Annotated in this window: 20 protein-coding genes; 14 read left to right on the top strand and 6 right to left on the bottom strand. The window is 37.4% G+C overall.

Annotated elements, in window-relative coordinates; translation table 11 throughout:
- Positions 1-579: 579 nt before the first annotated feature.
- On the top strand, positions 580-1,200 hold the full coding sequence (locus tag IQ31_RS02600) for a hypothetical protein (protein WP_145327031.1): 621 nt from the start codon (positions 580-582) through the stop codon (positions 1,198-1,200).
- 160 nt (positions 1,201-1,360) lie between these two features.
- Here the strand turns inward: IQ31_RS02600 and IQ31_RS02595 are convergent, their stop codons facing one another.
- Positions 1,361-1,840: an SRPBCC family protein gene (locus IQ31_RS02595; protein WP_145327030.1), complete on the bottom strand. Its 480-nt coding sequence runs from the start codon at positions 1,838-1,840 to the stop codon at positions 1,361-1,363.
- Between the two features lie 115 nt (positions 1,841-1,955).
- Here IQ31_RS02595 and IQ31_RS02590 point away from each other — a divergent pair, with 115 nt between their 5' ends.
- Both IQ31_RS02590 and IQ31_RS02585 read left to right on the top strand, forming a co-directional pair.
- The gene (locus tag IQ31_RS02590; RefSeq protein ID WP_145327029.1) at positions 1,956-2,456 is read left to right on the top strand and encodes a GNAT family N-acetyltransferase; all 501 of its coding nucleotides are present in this window, start codon (positions 1,956-1,958) and stop codon (positions 2,454-2,456) included.
- A gap of 153 nt (positions 2,457-2,609) precedes the next feature.
- The gene (locus tag IQ31_RS02585; protein WP_158638781.1) at positions 2,610-3,311 is read left to right on the top strand and encodes a metallophosphoesterase; all 702 of its coding nucleotides are present in this window, start codon (positions 2,610-2,612) and stop codon (positions 3,309-3,311) included.
- Positions 3,312-3,345: 34 nt separating this feature from the next.
- On the opposite strand, the gene IQ31_RS02580 is transcribed toward IQ31_RS02585, so the two are convergent.
- Positions 3,346-3,927, bottom strand: a complete 582-nt coding sequence (locus IQ31_RS02580; RefSeq protein ID WP_145327027.1) for a TetR/AcrR family transcriptional regulator — start codon at positions 3,925-3,927, stop codon at positions 3,346-3,348.
- Between the two features lie 62 nt (positions 3,928-3,989).
- Here IQ31_RS02580 and IQ31_RS02575 point away from each other — a divergent pair, with 62 nt between their 5' ends.
- Positions 3,990-4,175: a hypothetical protein gene (locus IQ31_RS02575; RefSeq protein WP_075993309.1), complete on the top strand. Its 186-nt coding sequence runs from the start codon at positions 3,990-3,992 to the stop codon at positions 4,173-4,175.
- 827 nt (positions 4,176-5,002) lie between these two features.
- On the opposite strand, the gene IQ31_RS02570 is transcribed toward IQ31_RS02575, so the two are convergent.
- Positions 5,003-5,428 (bottom strand): cold-shock protein, encoded by a 426-nt coding sequence (locus IQ31_RS02570; RefSeq protein ID WP_075993311.1) that lies wholly within the window; start codon positions 5,426-5,428, stop codon positions 5,003-5,005.
- Between the two features lie 371 nt (positions 5,429-5,799).
- On the opposite strand from IQ31_RS02570, the gene IQ31_RS02565 reads away from it, so the two are divergent.
- Positions 5,800-6,081, top strand: a complete 282-nt coding sequence (locus IQ31_RS02565; protein WP_070565582.1) for a GNAT family N-acetyltransferase — start codon at positions 5,800-5,802, stop codon at positions 6,079-6,081.
- 53 nt (positions 6,082-6,134) lie between these two features.
- Here IQ31_RS02565 and leuS read toward each other — a convergent pair whose 3' ends face one another.
- Entirely contained in the window at positions 6,135-8,918 is a 2,784-nt protein-coding gene (gene leuS, locus IQ31_RS02560; RefSeq protein ID WP_088162166.1) for a leucine--tRNA ligase, read from the bottom strand.
- A 218-nt stretch (positions 8,919-9,136) separates the two neighbouring features.
- Here leuS and IQ31_RS02555 point away from each other — a divergent pair, with 218 nt between their 5' ends.
- From IQ31_RS02555 to IQ31_RS02535, 5 genes are read left to right on the top strand one after another with little or no spacing between them, the layout of a single operon-like run.
- Positions 9,137-10,015 (top strand): cell division protein FtsX, encoded by an 879-nt coding sequence (locus IQ31_RS02555; RefSeq protein ID WP_046674489.1) that lies wholly within the window; start codon positions 9,137-9,139, stop codon positions 10,013-10,015.
- A 2-nt stretch (positions 10,016-10,017) separates the two neighbouring features.
- Complete coding sequence (locus IQ31_RS02550; RefSeq protein WP_075993313.1) at positions 10,018-10,257, top strand: DUF3098 domain-containing protein; 240 nt, start codon at positions 10,018-10,020, stop codon at positions 10,255-10,257.
- Positions 10,258-10,279: 22 nt separating this feature from the next.
- Positions 10,280-11,074, top strand: a complete 795-nt coding sequence (locus tag IQ31_RS02545; protein ID WP_088162167.1) for an undecaprenyl-diphosphate phosphatase — start codon at positions 10,280-10,282, stop codon at positions 11,072-11,074.
- 9 nt (positions 11,075-11,083) lie between these two features.
- Positions 11,084-11,806 carry a tRNA pseudouridine(55) synthase TruB gene (gene truB, locus IQ31_RS02540; protein ID WP_088162168.1) on the top strand — a complete coding sequence of 241 codons (723 nt, stop codon included), beginning with the start codon at positions 11,084-11,086 and terminating at the stop codon, positions 11,804-11,806.
- 55 nt (positions 11,807-11,861) lie between these two features.
- On the top strand, positions 11,862-12,836 hold the full coding sequence (locus IQ31_RS02535; RefSeq protein ID WP_046674485.1) for a bifunctional riboflavin kinase/FAD synthetase: 975 nt from the start codon (positions 11,862-11,864) through the stop codon (positions 12,834-12,836).
- Positions 12,837-12,925: 89 nt separating this feature from the next.
- Here the strand turns inward: IQ31_RS02535 and aroQ are convergent, their stop codons facing one another.
- Positions 12,926-13,345 (bottom strand): type II 3-dehydroquinate dehydratase, encoded by a 420-nt coding sequence (gene aroQ, locus IQ31_RS02530; RefSeq protein WP_088163621.1) that lies wholly within the window; start codon positions 13,343-13,345, stop codon positions 12,926-12,928.
- Positions 13,346-13,618: 273 nt separating this feature from the next.
- On the bottom strand, positions 13,619-15,292 hold the full coding sequence (locus tag IQ31_RS02525; protein ID WP_244294309.1) for a gliding motility protein RemB: 1,674 nt from the start codon (positions 15,290-15,292) through the stop codon (positions 13,619-13,621).
- Positions 15,293-15,487: 195 nt separating this feature from the next.
- On the opposite strand from IQ31_RS02525, the gene IQ31_RS02520 reads away from it, so the two are divergent.
- The 4 genes from IQ31_RS02520 to IQ31_RS02505 all read left to right on the top strand — a co-directional run bounded on the left by IQ31_RS02520 (position 15,488) and on the right by IQ31_RS02505 (position 19,505).
- Positions 15,488-16,903, top strand: coding sequence for a glycoside hydrolase family 125 protein (locus IQ31_RS02520; protein WP_088162169.1), 1,416 nt, complete (start codon positions 15,488-15,490; stop codon positions 16,901-16,903).
- Positions 16,904-16,956: 53 nt separating this feature from the next.
- On the top strand, positions 16,957-17,781 hold the full coding sequence (gene murI / locus IQ31_RS02515) for a glutamate racemase (RefSeq protein ID WP_145327026.1): 825 nt from the start codon (positions 16,957-16,959) through the stop codon (positions 17,779-17,781).
- A 70-nt stretch (positions 17,782-17,851) separates the two neighbouring features.
- On the top strand, positions 17,852-18,097 hold the full coding sequence (locus IQ31_RS02510; RefSeq protein WP_088162171.1) for a hypothetical protein: 246 nt from the start codon (positions 17,852-17,854) through the stop codon (positions 18,095-18,097).
- 154 nt (positions 18,098-18,251) lie between these two features.
- Positions 18,252-19,505 carry a PQQ-dependent sugar dehydrogenase gene (locus IQ31_RS02505; protein ID WP_145327025.1) on the top strand — a complete coding sequence of 418 codons (1,254 nt, stop codon included), beginning with the start codon at positions 18,252-18,254 and terminating at the stop codon, positions 19,503-19,505.
- Positions 19,506-19,943: the final 438 nt, after the last annotated feature.

Here is a 19,943-nt window from a genome sequence, read left to right as displayed (position 1 = left end):
ATTTGTAAAGACCACTTCATTAAATATAAGCAAACACCGGATTTTACACCATTTTAATTCGATCTAAGACAACATCTCTACACAATTAGTCCTTTACTTACAATTTGAATAAAATTACTTAGAACGAGTAATAACAACCTTTCAGCAAAACTATAGGATGATACAGGACACTTGTCCGCTACATAGACACGCAACTCCCGCCTGAATCGATCTGCGGCGACCGAGACCAACCATCCAAATCACCAGACTTAATTCTAGCCCTCTTTTAATCGATTTAAGACATCTTCTCCGAGTAAAGCACCTTACGGTCACTCAAGAAAAAAAGAAGCAAAAACGAGCTTAAAACAACCTTCACAGCATCGGACCAGCACTGGAATGTGATGAGTTAGACACCCCTTTCGGTATAGCCAATAGCTTCAAAAAACAACAAAATAAATCAATAAGAAGATTTAATACAGCTAAATAAACAGAATAGCCTTAAGTAAAACATTACAACTAAAACTACCCAAATCCATTAAAATCAAATTCACACAGAACAAAACAAACGCTTTTATTATATTTAAGTTTTCCCAACAAACCATGAGTAACACCCCCTCTTTATCGAGATCATTTTTAAAAGCAGAACTTGTAAAAATCAGGAAAACCCGCAATGTAATCATTGGTATATTCCTCGCGATGTTCGTTTTTTGTTACGGATTTTTTCTGCTGTCTTTTTTTCAGAAATGGTCGGACAGTGAAGACAGGCTATCGTTTTTTTACAAATCACTCCCTACCCTATCCTTTCTTTTCGCTTACCTAGGCTTTGCGTTCGGCCTGTTGAGTTGGATAGCTTACATTAAAAACCAAAAATTCATCCATGCACTACAACAACTGAACGACGATGATCTTGATATCTACCAACAATATAGCAGACGGCTGGTCCGCATCTTTTCAGCTATCTCCCCATATCTTTTTTGTGAAAATGAAATTTTATTTTTCCCATTCATTGGAAACAAACAGATCCCAATTAGTCAAATCCATCGCATTGAAACAAAAATCATAAGAAACTACCGGGGGCCCAACAGCTATCGCATCTATTTCTATAATGAATTCAACAAAATCTATCAGGTCACCATGAATCAGAAAGGAGCTTTTGATTTCTTACAGGAGCAACTTCGGAAGGAAAATCCAACGATAGTTGTTGTCGCTAGAAACCATTAAACACATACGAGTTTTCAGATAATTCAGCGAAAAAGCGGAGCATCCCCATATCATCGCTCATTGAACTGCTAAATGTGATCCAGTTAAAAAATTCAGTCCTATGCTTCTCGCGAAAACCAACAGTCGACACCTACAACCTATCGCTTATTCCCAAAGAAAACTAGACTGGAAGATACAGCCGATATTTACCCGACTCAGCAACTTCTTTGATCACCTGGTTTCTTTCTTCCAGAAAGCGCAACATGTATCGGGTTAAAAATAGCCATTCTGCAAGCCTTCCCAGAACCCCGAGAGGAGCCTTAAAATTGAACACATCGCGCATTAATACTTTACCATGTTCCAGTTCCTTGAAAATATGCTGGTGATCCATCGAATGAAACACTCCTTGAGTCATTCGATCTTCGAAAAAATGAGATTTTTCCATCGCTGTTATCTGTACAGTTAATGTTTGCTTTACGCCAAGATGCCTTGCACGCCAACGCACATGCTGACCTACCTCGATTAATCCTGTCGTCACCCCATCAATTGCCTTCTCCCCAGTTTTCTTTGTCGAATACATATGCAGATCAATACTACGTGCCAAGTCAAAAACAACCGATAAAGGAGCTTCTATAATTGTATCTAAAATAAGCTGCGGCATAATACTCTTTTAATATATTTCACACGAATTTCGTAAAATTCAGTAATTTCTTTAGGATCGGGCTCGAGAATTTTCTAAATTGATTTACCTTCAGAACGGCAACTAGACAATAATCATGATAACACTACTTCAATTCGAAAAATCAGATTTTCCGCTTTTTAAGTCATGGATTCGATCAGCAGAGGAACTATTACAGTTCGCAGGACCGTATTTTTCGTTTCCGCTTACCGATTACCAACTTGAAAAATACATTCAAGACCTAAAGCGAAACGCCTTTAAAATAATCGACACAGCAACCAAAGAAATTATCGGCCACTGCGAATTAAGCTTCGAACGGGACATTCCAAGACTTTGCCGCATCCTAATTGCAAAAAGTTCCGAACGAAATAAAGGTTACGGCAAGAGCACTGTGAACACACTCCTCAGGCGGCTTTTTATTGAAGGCAATTATGAAACAGCCGATTTAAACGTTTATGACTGGAATCACAATGCAATCCGATGTTATGAAGCCGTAGGTTTTCGAATTAACGAAAATATGATTTCGGAAGTAACAATTGGCAACGAAACCTGGAAAAGCCTCAATATGAAGATTAGCAAATCTGACTGGAAAAGTTAATTTAGCGCTATGAAAAATAAGCGAAAATTAAAGCATATAGCAATATGTTTATTCGTAATGGGTGCATTGCTCGGTTTTTACAGCTAGAAAATCGAGCCACATTGGGTAAAATACGAGCAGATCAATCTAACTGTAAAACATTTACCAGAAGCATTGGAAGGAAAATCATTGATCCAGATCTCGGACATCCATATCGGCAACTATGTGGATAAAGATTTTATAAAAAGAACCTTTCGGGAAATCGGAGCATTAAAGCCCGATATCGTGGTATACACCGGCGATTTTGTACGTCTTGTTAACAATAAAATCCCCTTAGAACAACTCAATGAAGTCATGCAAGATGCCCCAAAAGGCAAACTTCAAACATTGGCAATTCTAGGCAATCATGACTATGGAAAAAATTTTCAGGACAGTGCGGCAGCAGATTCAATCGTTAGCCTACTCCATGGATATTCGATAAAAGTATTGAGAAATGAAAGCGTAATAACCCAAGGGTTAAGAATATTTGGTATAGATGACTTTTGGGGAACAAACTTTGACCTTGTAAAGGCCATGAAAGACTACGATCAATCTCAAGCCAGTTTAGTATTATGTCATAATCCGGATGCCGCAGACCTCGACGGCTGGAATAGATACAATGGCTGGATCCTGGCAGGACACACACATGCTGGCCAAGTAAGAATTCCTTTTTGGGGCTCCCCGATTATTCCCGTAAAAAATAAAAACTACGATCAAGGAATCAAGAAAATAAGCGGAGACAGAACATTATATATCAACCGCGGACTGGGACACAGCATTCCCATCAGATTCAACGCCCGACCCGAGGTTACCATTTTCACATTAAGGAAAGAATAACAATCCAAGGAGCGATTCAATTTGCCCCGTTCCTTTAAAGAAGATATGGATAAAAGGCCGTATGAATCGTCTGTCTATAATCTTCCAGTGGATTTCCATTTTGGTGTGCAGCCAAAACAGCATAGCTTGAGCTCCAAAAATCTGAAATGATAAGAAGTTGGCGCACGAACCCCTGTAAATTTACCAAGGGTATATCAGAACGAAACATGCCTAACTCAGCGTAATACAAAAATAGAGAGACAAGTTGCTCTTCACGCTGTGTCACCAAATTTCTGTAAGCTTCTGCAATACTGGGGATCCAGTTGCAAATTTCAACAAAATTCTCAAAAATAAACCTGTATTTCGATATCAGCGCATAAGAGCCATCAATAAAACTATCCAGCACCTGGCGAAATGTGCTTGCATCATCTTCAGGCTTCAAAATCATCTTTTCATACTCATTTTGCAATAATTGGAAAAGTTGAAAAATAATATCCTCGGTATGTTTAAAATGATAATGAAGATTACCGGCACTTATATTCAGTTCCTGAGCAATTTGACGCGTTGTTACCGTACGTATACCATCACGATTATAAAGCTTCAACGCGCCCACAATAATTTTTTCTTTCGTATTCATGATGCAAAATTAGAACAGTTGTTCTAATTTTGCATCATAAACTAAAAATAAGATCATAATACATGGAAAAATCAACGGGAAATTGGCTAAAAAGGCAATACATCGAATTAAAACAAACTTTAATCCCAGCTCATCCAAACGACAGTTCTTGGAAGAAATTCGGTAAACAGACTGCTTTCTTTATGTTTTTAACTTTAATGGCATGTGGTGCTATAGCAATGTTAATCGCCGTTTCCTTCGCTCATTAAGTAGGGAGCTGTTTGACGGCTTATTTATCTTCTACTGGTTTTGTTGGTTCTTTATTCGATTTACTCGGGCTAATCATTTCCCTATCCCCTTCCTAAACGACTGGCTGACTGATTTCGTTTTTGTACCGATTATTATCCATTGTTCATCTATAGTAGGTAGTTATGTATTCAACAATGGCAGAGCCCATGGTTATCCGCTTTACCAAATCTGGATAATTTCATTCTTCACCTCCTTACTTTTTGAATGGATCATGCCTCAATGTACCACTTATAATACCGGAGATATTGCTGACGCCGCAGCTTACTTTGCTGGAGGGTTATTTTATTTCTGTTTCCATCAATCCTTCTATATCAAAAAAAATCATCAACTTATCCGAGAGAGGAACAATAAGCAGAAATTTACCTTATAAATTCTTAGAAGACAACGTAGAATCAACAGCATTTAAGGCAAAATATCACAAAACGACAAGGGTAACCTCAGAAGGACAGCATAAAAAGTATACAAATCACGTAAAAAGTAGACAGATCACATCAAAATTAGATCAACGACATATTCACAATAAAGGGGAATTCTAAAAATTGAACTTTTTCTGTAAAGGTAATCGTGAAATTATACCGGTAGGGAAAAACTCTTTTCGCTCTCAAGAGCGATTAATGAAAGCGATTTAAATGCTGAAACTGCAGGAAGCCTCTCTTTATTAAGAATACCATTAGCGGGAAAGCAGGCATTCGAATAAATGTAAAAAACCTTTGTTTGACTCCAAATACCCTGACATCAAACAAAAGGCCTTATAATCATCAATACTCGTTTAAGAGTACTTTTTCAGCTAATACTCGATCAAGACTTCAGTGACTTGAGCACCTTGTTTAGCACTTTTAAATTTAAACTTCACTTTCTGATTCAGGTTCAATTTCTGTCCAGCAAGACGGTCATTGAAATAAATAGATTGCTGAGTTTCGTTGTCTCTAATAAACCCATAGTTGGAGTCGTTATTGTAATGGACAACTTTTCCGAAGGAATACTCGTCATGATGATTTGAGGCCATGCTTGGACTCTCCCCTTCTTTCAATTTTATCGCAGGTCTATCTGAAATATTCCCATGTTCATCAACATAAGCAAACAATTCTTCCAAAGATTTCCCCTTGTCGTTGTTTGTTTTGTTGAATTCTTTTTTCTCAATTTTTTGTTGTTTTTTGAGTAGTTTCTTTTTTTCTCGTTCTTTTTTGTTAAATGTAATTTGGCTTTTGCTCATTCAATATGGATTAAAATAAATGTTCCCGAGGAGGTTACGGACCTTTAGAGCTTCGTTGAAAAGATAAAAATGCGATGTGTTCTAAGGAGATAATTGCAAAGGTACAAAAAATTCTTTAAAAAAGGGATATTGAGCGATCCTGTACAAAGTGATCTTAACCTGGAACCGATTCGTTTCTTCGACTTTAAACACGAATATCCAGTTCATAATTTTTTGTCTAAACCTAGTCGCGTACAATGGACCCTGATAACAGTCAGTTATCTGAAGCCCATCGATCTTTCGATCTTTTTAAACAAGATTTATTTCGATCACAAAATTGAAAAATTCCATAAAACAAAAAGATCATTTGGACGTTATTTTTAAAAAAAACTATGGAAATAAGAAACATCGAAAGGGACGAAAGAGGCAATTTTATTGCAGAAGTTGAAAATAATGAAGCCGGAATTTTAGAGTATACCTGGCAAAACGATCATGAGTTTTCCATTGATCATACAGAAGTCTACGATGAGTATCAGGGAATGAGTGTGGGAAAAAAATTGGTACTGGAGGCTGTTGACTATGCCAGAAAGAATGACGCCAAAATTATCCCAAATTGTCCCTATGCGAAAGCTATCTTCGATAAAACAATAGCTTTTCAAGATGTATTGGCATAAAAAAGCCGTTTTATCCTATCGATAAAACGGCTTTTTATACTGTATTGAGTGGGTTAAATCACGATATTGATTATTTTTCCTTTGACAAAAATAATCTTTTTGATTGCCTTCCCATCTAAATGCCGTTGTACATCAGTATGTGCTCTAATCGTATCTTCTACTGCTTTTTGATCTAAATCAAGCGGTAATGATAAATTGAATTTCATCTTACCATTGAAAGATACCGGATAAGCAAATTCAGATTCAACCAAATATTCTGCCTTGAACACAGGATATGAAGCGTAAGAAAGTGTACCGGCGTCGTTACCCAACAGCGCCCACAACTCTTCCGTAATATGTGGTGCATAAGGCTGAAGAACAATGACGAGCTGTTCCAATATCTGTCTTTTATTGCATTTCAACTCAGTCAATTCATTGACACAGATCATAAATGCTGAAACAGAAGTATTGAATGAGAAACGTTCAATATCATCTTCCACCTTTTTGATAATTTTATGTAAGGCTTTAAACTCTGCTTTGGATGGATCTTCATTGGAAACACTAAAATTACCCTCAGCATCGTGGAACAGTCGCCATACTTTACGTAAGAACTTATAAACCCCTTCAATACCATTTGTATTCCAAGGCTTAGCCTGCTCCAAAGGCCCTAAAAACATTTCGTATAGACGCAATGTATCTGCTCCATAGGATTCGATAATATCATCAGGATTGACCACATTGAATTTGGATTTAGACATTTTCTCCACCTCACTACCGCAGATATACTTCCCATTTTCCAATACAAATTCAGCATTTGCAAAATCCGGCCTGAAGTTTTTGAATTTTTCCAAATCCAGCACATCATTATGAACAATATTCACGTCTACATGTAAAGGAATAGTTTTGTATTCATTTTTTAATCCATAAGACACAAATTGATTTGTACCTCTCCCTTCGTCATCAAGTACACGATACACAAAATTAGAGCGCCCTTGAATCATGCCTTGATTAATCAATTTGCGGAATGGCTCTTCCTCATTTTGGTAACCCAAATCTTTCAAGAACTTGTTCCAAAAACGCGAATACAACAAGTGTCCAGTAGCATGCTCAGAACCACCGATATATAAATCTACGGCTTTCCAATAATCCACAGCCTCTTTGGATGCAAAATTACCTTCATTTTTTGGATCCATATATCTAAACCAATACCATGAGGAGCCTGCCCATCCCGGCATCGTACTCAATTCATACTCATATTGATCTTCATATTTCCAATCTTTGGCCCTTCCCAATGGAGGTTCACCCGATTCCGTTGGTAAATATTTATCAACTTCGGGCAATAAGAGCGGTAATTCTTCTTCTTTAATTAAATAAGGTAATCCATTTTTAAAGTAGACAGGCACGGGTTCTCCCCAATAACGCTGACGCCCAAAAATAGCATCACGCATGCGGAAGTTTATTTTCGCTTTACCTAATTTTAATTCTTCCAATTTAGCAATCAAAGCAGGAACCGCCTCTTGGTAAGTCATACCATTGATAAAATCGGAATTGATGTATTTTCCATCTTTATTTGGATCAGCTACTTCTTCAATATTTTGAGTATCCGAAATAGGAATAATAGGAAGAGTGAAATGTTTAGCAAACACATAGTCACGTTGATCGCCACTAGGAACAGCCATTACAGCACCTGTGCCATAACCAGCAAGTACATAATCCGCGATCCAAATCTGTACATCCTGTCCAGAAATTGGATGTTTAGCGTAAGAACCAGTAAAAGCACCAGAGACTGTTTTTGTATCAGCCATACGATCCAATTCAGATTTTTTCGAAGTTTTCTCGATATAGGCGTCTACTTCTGTTTGCTGCTCAGGGGTAGTCAATGCTGCAACCAATTCATGTTCTGGAGCCAAAACGACAAATGAAACACCATATATAGTATCTACACGCGTCGTAAACACTTCAATTGCTGTATTTAATTGTGGTACGGGAAATTTCACCGAGGCACCTACCGATTTTCCGATCCAGTTACGTTGCATTTCAACCAAAGGTTCTGGCCAATCAATGGTATCCAAACCTTTCAATAAACGATCCGCATAAGCAGTAATACGCATAGACCACTGCATCATCTTCTTTTGCTCCACAGGATAACCACCACGCTCAGAGACACCGTTGATTACCTCGTCATTCGCTAATACCGTACCTAAAGCAGCACACCAGTTTACTGTACTTTCACGCAAATAAGCAATCCGATATTTCAACAATTCCCGCTGCTGTTTTTCTTCATCCAAAGATTTCCATTCGTCAGCGCTGAATTCCAAGACATCTTCATCCGAAACTGCTGAAATGCCAGTTGAACCACTTGCAACAAACCTCGCGATTAACGTTTCGATCGGTTCAGCTTTATCGGATTCCTTATTATACCAAGAATCAAACAATCTCATAAAAATCCATTGTGTCCATTTATAATATGACGGATCAGAAGTACGTACTTCTCTACTCCAATCATAAGAGAACCCAATGTTATCCATTTGCTCACGGTACCGATTGATATTTACCTCAGTCGTCACTGCAGGATGCTGACCAGTTTGAATGGCATATTGCTCTGCAGGAAGTCCAAAAGAATCATATCCCATCGGATGCAATACATTGAAACCTTTCAAACGTTTATATCTTGAAAAGATGTCCGAAGCAATATATCCCAGCGGGTGACCAACGTGCAGCCCCGCTCCGGAAGGATAAGGAAACATATCCAATACATAGTATTTTGGCTTTTGATGCGTATCGGACGTTTTATACGTTTGATGATCCGCCCAAAACTTTTGCCACTTTTTCTCTAATGATTTGTGATTATACTCCATTTTTATTCGTAAGGAATTTTTATGACTTGCGAAATTACGATTTTAATACTGAAATGTGATAAAAGTTTTGTAGTTTGAACAATAAATTATAGTATTGAAAAGTTAATTAAACATAGGAAGAAAACAGCCTTCGAATTGATTTTTATCAAAGTAATTACAAGATTAATTCGAAATCTTCCACTCAAATAGTTACTTTCGCAAATAAATTTTTGCTTATTATGTCAGAATACGAATTAAGCACACAAAAAAGAAAAACAAAATCTGTATATGTATCTACGGTTATCAGTATCGCTCTCGTGTTGTTGGTAACAGGTATGTTGGGATTACTCTTGGTGCACGCTAAAAATCTTTCGAAATACGTTAAGGAAAATATCGTCTTAAATGTCATCGTAAATGATGGCACAAGTGAAGGTGATGTCCTTTCTCTACAAAAAGACCTGGAAAAAGATCCCTACGTGCTTCGCACCGAATATATTAGTAAGGAATTGGCTGCAAAAAACTTGAAAGAAGATCTTGGTGAGGATTTCGTACAATATTTGGGACATAACCCACTTCTACCTTCTTTGGATGTTTACATGAAAGAGAATTATGCCAATACAGATAGCATTAAAACTTTTATTGAAAAGATCTCCAAAAACAATAAAATTAAAGAAGTTGTATACCAAGAGTCATTAATTGACATGGTCAACAAAAACGTACGCATCATCGGAATGATTGTTCTTGCTTTTGCGGTTATCTTATTGATTATCGCCGTAGCTTTAATCAACAATACGATACGTCTTGCGATCTATTCACAACGTTTCTTAATCAAAAGTATGCAATTGATTGGGGCTACTAAAAACTTTATTCGTAAACCATTTATAACGTATGGCATCATTCATGGTTTACTGGGATCTTTGATCGCGATTTTACTCCTCATTTTAACGCTGAAATTTGCACAACAGCAAATACCAGAACTGGTCTTTTTACGCAACTGGTTCGAATTTGCGGTGATCTTTTTAGGAGTAATCTTGATTGGAATTCTCATTTCGGGACTTAGCACCTATTTCGCAGTAACAAAATATTTAAAGGCACAATCTAACGATTTATACAGATAAAAATGGCTCAAATAAAGAAATCTACTGAATCAGTCAACAAAGGTTCATTTGTATTCTCCAAAGTAAATTACCAACTGTTCATAGCGAGTTTAGCTATTGTAATCATAGGCTTTACATTGATGTCTGGTGAAACTGATATCTATAGTTTTACCAAGATTACCTTGGCCCCTATTGTTGTTGTTCTCGGGTTTGCGATAGGATTTGCGGCAATTCTATACCGCCCCAAAAACAAATCCAACTAAAGCATAATCTTATTTCAAACAGATGTCTATTATTGAAGCTATCATCCTTGCTATCATTGAAGGATTAACGGAGTTTTTGCCTGTATCTTCGACAGGTCATATGATCATTGCTACTGCCTTAATGGGTATTCAACCATCGGCATTTGTCAAATTGTTTACAATTGTGATCCAGTTAGGCACCATATTATCCGTTCTGGTATTATACTACAAACGTTTTTTTAAAACGCTTTCATTTTATTACAAATTGGTTATTGCGGCGATTCCGGCCTCTGTGTTGGGCTTGCTATTCAACGATTATATTGATGCATTATTAGAGAGTCCTTTAATGGTCGCAGTGATGTTGGTAGTCGGCGGCGTAGTGCTACTTTTCGTTGACAAGTGGTTCAACAAACCAACTGTTGAAGATTCGGACAAGGTTTCCTACAAACAAGCTTTTATGATCGGGGTATACCAATGTCTTGCATTAATCCCGGGTACCTCAAGATCTGCAAGTACAATTATTGGCGGTATGGCTGAGAAACTAACCCGTAAAGCTGCTGCGGAATTTTCCTTTTTCCTTGCTTTGCCTATGATGTTTGGTGCTTCTGCAGTAAAGCTTTTAAAGTTTTTTAAAGAAGGTAACACCTTCACAGGAGAAGAACTTAATTTGCTTATTATTGGAAATCTAATTGGTTTCGTTGTTGCAATTGTAGCCATTAAGTCTTTTATTGGCTTTTTGACCAAATATGGTTTTAAAGCATTTGGTTGGTACCGAATCATCGTTGGTGTTATTATTCTTGCCCTCCTACTTTCGGGCCATAGTTTACAAATTATCTAAAATCTTCGGATGGAAAATATAGAGGTTAGTGAAAATTCAGCAAAGTTCAACTTTGCTGAAGGAGAAATGTTGTTGATCGATAAACCTTTAACATGGACAAGTTTTGATGTTGTTGGTAAAGTTAGAAACTCAATCAAGCCATTAAAATTAAAAGTCGGTCATGCAGGAACTCTAGATCCACTTGCGACCGGCCTGCTCATTGTCTGCACTGGCAAACTAACAAAAAAAATAGACAGCTACCAAGCTGAAGACAAAGAATATACAGGTTCGATCACATTAGGAGCGACAACGCCTTCTTACGATCTGGAAACAGAGATTGACGAAACATTTCCAATCGATCACATCACAGAGGAAATGATCTTCGAAGCAGCAAAATCCTTTGAAGGCGAAATTCAGCAGTTTCCTCCAGCCCATTCAGCCATAAAAATTAATGGTGAACGCGTCTATGAAAAGGCCCGTCGTGGCGAAGAGGTTGAAATAAAATCCCGCCAGGTACGCATCAATAGCTTTCTCATTGAAAAGATCGAGCTTCCCAACGTGTATTTTCGCATATCCTGTTCAAAAGGAACCTACATTAGATCATTGGCCTATGACTTTGGAAAAATCTTACAGAGTGGATCACATCTGAGTTCTTTAAGACGCACCAAAAGTGGAGATTATTCGGTAGAAAATGCCTGGAATCTAGAACAACTTATCGCTGAAATAAAACGTCATAAAGAAATCATTAAATAACTTTACCCTCCCATTTTATTGATTCTTTATCTTATTTTTGCAAAAACTCCTATAAATGAAAATCTACAGAAGTTTAGATGATTTCTCACCAGTTGAAAATGCAGTTGTAACCATCGGTACTTTCGATGGTGTTCATATTGGCCATCAAAAAATATTGGCTCACTTAAAGGAAGCAGCTCATAAAATTAATGGTGAGACAATTTTGCTTACTTTTTTCCCACATCCACGATTGATTATCAATCCAGATGATGATAGTTTACGCCTAATCAACGATATCGAAGAAAAGGTCAGTCAATTGAGTAAAGTGGGAATTGACCACTTAATTATCATTCCTTTTTCCCGTGATTTTTCAAATCAGACTCCGGAAGAATATATTAGTAATGTTCTTGTAGGCAAATTGGGTACAAAAAAGATTGTGATAGGCTATGATCACCATTTTGGAAAAGATCGAAAGGGTACTATGGGCGATTTAGAGCAGTTTGCATCTATATTTGACTACAGTGTTGACGAAATTCCAGAACAGGATATCAACGATATTGCAGTATCCTCCACACGAGTACGTGAAGCGCTTATAAAGGGCGATATAAGAACGGCTAACCTCTATTTAGGCTATCCTTTCGAATTAACGGGAACTGTTATTAGAGGCGACCAAATTGGGCGTACAATCGGATTTCCAACAGCAAACCTGCAGGTTCACGAACCTCATAAACTCATACCGGCCTATGGTATTTATGCTGTTGAGGTATATATCTATAATCATATCCAAAACATCACTACAGGGGAGTATAAAGAGGAAAGTCCGGTTTCAATTGCGAAAGGTATGGGCTATATAGGGACCAGGCCCACTGTTGATGGGATGAATCGTGCTATTGAAATCAGCCTATTCGATTTCGATCAGGATATTTACGGCAAGACACTACGTGTCAAGTTCCTTCATTTTATCCGACATGATGAACGGTTTGACTCGCTTGAAGAAATGAAAGCTCAGATAAAAGCAGACGAAGTCGAAATCAGAAGTCTTATTGGTTAGAACAAGTCTGTTAGCTATAAAATAAAAAAGCGGGAATTCCCGCTTTTTTATTTTATAGCTATTTTTTCTCTTCCTTGCAAAAGAAGATATTATTTAATAAACGCCTCGATACCCAATCTGTAGCTATCCAGGCCAAAACCACAGATCACCCCTTTACAATTCTTTGCCAGGAACGAATGATGGCGAAACTCCTCTCTTTGATGGACATTGCTTATGTGAACTTCAATAACAGGTGTTGTAACAGCCGCAATTGCATCTCCAATAGCAACAGATGTATGCGTATACGCTCCAGCATTCAACACAATTCCATCAAATTCAAAACCAACTTCGTGGACCTTATCGATTAACTCTCCTTCTGAATTGCTTTGAAAATAGTGCAATTGTACCTTTTCAAACTGTTGTTTAAGTTCTTCAAAGTAGCTAAGGAAGTCCTGGCTACCATAAATCGATTTCTCCCTTACACCCAACAAATTCAAATTTGGGCCATTCAGTATGAGGATTTTTTTCATTGAAATATAATCATTTTTGTGCTGGTCCATTGGTTAACTGAGCTAACCCTTACCATTTTTGTTTAAATAGATCGTTTTTAAGCCGTAATAAATTATAAGAACGGATCGCCAACTATCGGATATTTTATTCTGGTTGTATCAAAGTTGTTTTTCCTATCTTCTCAATTTGTCCTGAGACCTCGTTTTAAAAACAAACTATATTGGTTTTTGTAGCGTTTATGGCCAATCAATATAGTTTGTCTTATTTCTAGATAGATCAGTTTATAAAAATTTCTATAAATCGTTATAAATTGCCCGGAAACTTGAGCGAAGTCCAAATGACACAACACCAGACTTATTGACTACCGGTGTTTCATATTGTGCTTTTGCGTAACGTTGGGTATAACCAAGTTCTAAGCGAAGGTTATACTTGGGGTTAAGCACATAGGCAGCCTTAGCATCCGCATAATAGATATTGTTCTTTATTCCTTGCGCAATGTGGTTTCCATATAAATTTGGTATCGTTCGATAGGATTGAAAAATATCTCCTCCCATATTACTTCCATCCGGGAGATCCAGCCCATTCTGGGTAAACATGCCCTGTAACGAAAAGTCCCATCTATCCCATGCATAATTCACAAGACCAACAAGCTCTCTAAAGTTTGCCCCTTTCGGATGAGCCAATGGTTCGGCATTGTTACTATAGTTTGAATACGATTTAAAGTGTGCGTAAGTATATGGTCTTGCTGTATTATACTCGGCAAGAAAATTTAAATTCTTCACACCAAACATATCATATCCCCTTACGCCAAGTTGTGCTCCCCATTTGTTGTGCGCATATCCGTTACCAGCGAAGAACTCTTTAGCAGTAAATTCACCCAGTAAAAACTGTCCATATGCAGTCAATCTATAAGGTAATTTATATTTGGAGGTCAATCCCAAAAACATTTTGTCAGGCGACGTTGAGTTATTACTTTCAACAGGTCGAATAAAGATAATTGGACTAATATAGCTAAAATCAAAACCTCTTTTACCAGCCTCATCTTGAGCAGCCCAAACGACAGACTGAAAAAAGCCTATCGATAGCTTATTTGTCACATTCCAATCCAAATATTGAAAAGCCCCCCATTTTTTTCCGTCTCCTAAACGTGTATTATTCTGCCCTTCCATCGGAGTTGTACCCGTCAAATCCTGTCTAGGATGCGTCGGATCATTCATATAGGCCCAAATCGAAGTATATTGAACATTTCCTATGGTCCCGGTCAATTTCAAATGGGCATAGTTTGAAGAAAAATCCGATAAAAGCATCGATCGATAGCCATCCCCGATAAAGTTTTTGTCGTAAGCCAAAGTTGCCTGGATATACTTATGGGCGTCATAAGTCATACTAGCTGTCGCATACATCCAGTCCATTTTATTCTTGGACTGAAATTTTGTATTTCCTTGACCCGGAATAACTTTATGTGCAACAATATAATCATCTAAATATTTAGGAAAGACAGCTTGGTTTTCAAATGCAGAGGTATTCAATGTAAATTTGTTTCCTACATTCAATCCCACCTGAAATCCTCTACCATTCATCCAAGTACGACGTTTGTCACCTTGCATATCTTTTCCAATATACATATCAGGCAAATAGTCTGCGTAAAATGTGTAATCGTCTTTTTCAACCTGAATAAGATGTTCGTTAAAGATTTTGCGCATGAACCAATTAGACGAAGAAACGGGTTTATTAGATTGGATTGAATCAAACTTAGCTAACAATAAAGAGTCTTTTATGACGAATGGTTTAGCAGACGTATGCATTCTCGTCTCCGTAGAATAAACCGCATCGTTCATTTTTTGATAAAAATGATACGAATAGGGCTGACTCTTAATCTGGGCAAAACCTCCGCAGGAAATACCTACTCCCACGCCTGCCAGCACAATTCGGAGTAAATTATTATTTTTTGTTATATTAAGCCTCATAAAATTATTTCAAAGATTATTTTTTCTAGCAAAATGCATTCCTAAACGCAAATTAACCGAATAAAATTGACTTTATTCATATGTTCAGTCAATTTTATCATGCTAAATCGTATTTGCTATTCCTTTTATTCAAAAATATTTATATCTTGCATTTCAGTAAATAACCTTAAATCATAAAAAATAGCCCTAATAAGCATGAAACGCAGAACATTTATCCAAAACGCAACCCTGTTAACCGCAGGTGCACTTACAAGCAAATTTTCATTCGCTCAGGAACATTCTTTTCCCACTGTTCGGACAGGTAAAGAGAAAAGACTTTTCTCGAGCAAGGTAATCGAAGATGCAATTGTAGAATTTCAGAAAAATGTTAAAAATAAGGAACTGGCTTGGTTATTTAACAACTGCTTTCCTAATACCCTAGATACTACCGTATTTCCCTATGTCCAAAACGGAAGAAATTATACCTATGTGATTACAGGGGATATTGACGCGATGTGGTTGCGTGACAGCAGTGCGCAGGTATGGCCGTACCTCCCTTTTATGAAAAAAGACAAAAAACTGCAGGATCTTATTGTTGGCTTAATTCAAAAACAGAGCAAATGCATCAATATTGATCCTTATGCCAATGCATTTTATAACGATCCAACAAAGAAAGGCGAATGGTTCAGTGATCACACAAACATGAAACCTGGAATTCATGAACGAAAATGGGAAATCGATTCATTGTGTTATCCAATTCGATTAGCTTATCATTATTGGAAAGAAACAAATGACAGCAGTCCATTTAATGAAGAATGGTTAGAAGCACAACATAAAATATATCAGACTTTCGTTGAGCAACAACGTAAAGATAGTCTAGGCCCATATAAATTTGAGCGAACAACATCCAGAGGATCCGACACATTACAGGTAGATGGCTACGGATATCCTGTAAATCCAGTTGGCTTGATTTGCTCTAGTTTTCGACCGTCAGACGATTCTACAATTTTCTCATTTCTTATTCCATCCAATTTATTTGCGATTGTTAGCCTTAGACAGTCTGCCGAGATCTTGAAAAAGGTTAAAAATGAACACGAGCTCGCTGCAAAAATGGAAGCGCTTGCCAATGAGGTCGAAGCAGCAGTCAATAAATATGGTATCATCGACCATCCGACACTGGGCCGGATTTACGCATTTGAAGTAGACGGTTTTTCGAGCCATCTTATGATGGATGATGCAAATATCCCTAGTTTGTTGGCCCTACCTTATTTAGGAGCTGTAGATCTAAATAACGAAGTTTATCAACGTACGCGTAACTTTGTTTTGTCTGATAAAAATCCATTCTTTTTTAAGGGAACAGCAGCAGAAGGCATTGGTGGACCTCACATAGGAAGAGATATGATCTGGCCGATGTCCATTATTATGCGGGCGCAGACCTCAACAAATGATGAGGAGATTCGTAATTGTATTAAAACACTGGTCAATACACATGGTGGAACTGGATTTATGCATGAGTCTTTTCATAAAAACGATCCTAAAAAATTCACAAGACATTGGTTTGCTTGGACAAATACATTATTTGGCGAATTAATTTGGAAAATATACAAAGAGAAACCATCTTTGCTTCAATAAATCTGAAACTTATGACACAATGTTATAAGTGAAAGAACTTATAACATTGTGTTATGGATAATTTAACAACCCCCTGTCCTATTGGTATTTTTGATTCCGGTTATGGAGGACTCTCCGTATTCAAGGAAATTCAACAACTTTTACCTCAATACGATTATATCTATTTAGGCGATAACGCCCGTGTTCCCTACGGTACAAGATCCTTTGAGACCGTTTATAATTACACCAAACAATGTGTTTTTAAATTATTTGACCTGGGCTGTAATCTCGTTATTCTGGCATGTAATACGGCTTCTGCAAAAGCATTAAGGACTATTCAACAACATGATCTTCCCCCTGGAAAGAAAGTCCTTGGCGTCATCAGACCCACTACAGAAATCGTACACAATTTTACGAAAACTAACAAGATCGGTATTTTAGCCACTACAGGAACGGTAAAATCTGAATCCTATAAAATAGAAATACACAAATTCAATCCAGAAATTGAGGTTTTTCAGCACGACTGCCCTTTTTGGGTTCCTTTAGTAGAAAACAATGAAATCAATACAGAAGGTGCACATTACTTTGTAGAAAAAGATTTACGGGAACTTTTACAGCAATCCGATCAAATCGATACCATTGTACTTGCCTGCACCCATTATCCTTTATTGCTACCCGTAATCCAAAAATATACACCAAGTAATATAAAGATCATCTCCCAGGGACCTATTGTTGCCAATAGCTTAAAAGAATATCTTGATAGACACCGGGAAATTGAAACAATTTGTTCTCAAAATGGCCAACTGGCCTTTTATACAACAGACGATCCAAGGGACTTTGAATACAAAGCAAAAATATTTTTTGGACAGCCGATAGCCGCAAGCCATATCAGTGTTTAGAAAATAAAAGGCAATAATTTTTAAAACTTTTACTTCCCAATTTTCGTTATTCTGATAAAAGGCGAGTAAAATGAAAAAGAACTTTATAACCATTGCTTATAATCAGGATACACAGCATTGCGAATCCAAAGAGTTTTCAAACATACAGGAAAGTGCAGATTATTTTAAGACTTTCGAGACCTCTGCACAGCCCAACTACGTTCCCGTGTGTATTTACAATTTAAATACAAACACCATTCTAGATATAAGTGATTATTATATAAACAACGATATTGAACTCCACCGAATTGTAAAAAACTGCCTGGCCGGAAAATAACTCCTTTAATACTTAAAAACAAATTAGCGGACTAGCATTCCCCTTTCTTATTAGCATGAGTTATATATTTATATTATTACATTCTGAAAAATAATATTTCATTAATTTTTAATATCTTCAAGCAGATAATCAGACCAAAAACAAGTCACAGATAATGAAAACCAAACTGACAATAAGCCTCTTAACAGTATCTTTAGGATTAACTGCATGTAATTCAAACCATGCGAATTCAAATTCAAGTTCGGATAGCAGTGCAAATTCTGCAACTGATACAACAAGTTATCCTCCCGTAGAAACACAAAATGCAAACACGAATTATAAACCTGCATTTGCTGGACAAACCAGAATTAAAGGTGCAAAGACGAGCACACCGTTCGAAGGTAAAGTAATTGCCGAGGGATTAAAATCTCCTTGGGGTATCACTGCGCTACCAGATGGCCGATTATTAATCTCAGAAAAAGAAGGTGATTTTCGCATTGCAACTGTAGACGGTAAATTAAGTGAACCAATTAAAGGTTTACCTCAAGTCAATAGCAGTGGACAAGGTGGACTTTTGGGATTACGTCTTGATCCAAAATTCGAGTCAAACCGTATGATATATTGGGTTTTCTCTGATAATACCGCTGCCGGAACTTTGACGGCTGTTGCGAAAGGAAAACTGTCCGCAGACGAGAAATCGATAGAAGGTGCTAAAGTTATCTACCAAGCTACTCCTGCTCATAAAGGGAACTTGCATTATGGTGGCCGTATTATCTTTGATAAAGAAGGCAATATTATTTTGAGCACGGGTGAAAGATCTGATTTGGTCACAAGACCATTGGCACAAGATCTGAATGCAGCATTGGGCAAGATCCTACGCATAACCACTGATGGACAGCCTGCCCCTGGGAATCCATTTATAGGCAAGGCAAATGCACGTCCGGAAATTTACAGTTATGGACATCGTAATCCACAGGGACTTGTCTTACATCCTGAAACTGGCGATCTTTGGGAAACTGAATTTGGTCCACGGGGCGGCGACGAGTTGAACAGAATTGAAGCCGGCAAGAATTATGGATGGCCAACGATTACGTATGGTATAGAATATAAAGGAGATAAGGTTGGTGAGGGCATACAACAAAAAGACGGTCTGGAACAACCCGTCTATTATTGGGATCCTGTTCTCTCGCCTAGTGGAATTACATTCTATACCGGACAGAATATTCCAGAATGGAAGAATAATCTCTTTATTTGCGGTTTGAGCAGCATGCACATTGCCAGAATTATACTAAAGGATAACAAGGTGGTTGGAGAAGAACGCCTACTAGGTAGTGAAGGTCAACGATTTAGAGATATCACGCAGGGAAAAGATGGCGCGCTGTACGCTATCACAGATATCGGAAAATTATATAAAATTGATAAAAAATAAATACTTCGATTCGACGCAGCCCCTCTCAAATGGGCTGCGTTTTATGTTGACCTAGCCCTAAAAACACCCTTTCAATTATTTTTTATCGACCTTATTTGCTATATTTCTTTTCGAACATGACAACCACTTTAGTTTGGCTCGATTATTGATCATCTATTAGCGAATCAATAAATTATTATATGGTAAAAAAAGAAAAAATGAAAAAACTATTAGAAATTAATCCCTTGTCATTCTATATGACCAACTGGGGATTTGTAAACAACACCGCCCCAAAAAGAACGCGCAAAACCTGCCAACCTTCTCCCAAAAATTAAGCGTTCTTGCTTAAACAATTCAATTAAAATTTATTAAAATTATCTGCTGATATCCTCCATACGGATATTAAGTAAGAGATTTATTTCTTTTACTAGATCCGTATGGAAGGGCATTAAGCTATGC

The organism is Sphingobacterium siyangense (genome assembly GCF_007830445.1).
Taxonomy (GTDB): Bacteria; Bacteroidota; Bacteroidia; order Sphingobacteriales; family Sphingobacteriaceae; genus Sphingobacterium; species Sphingobacterium siyangense.
The sequence above is the reverse complement of the archived record's forward strand: the minus strand, read 5'-3'. Positions and strand labels throughout refer to the sequence as shown.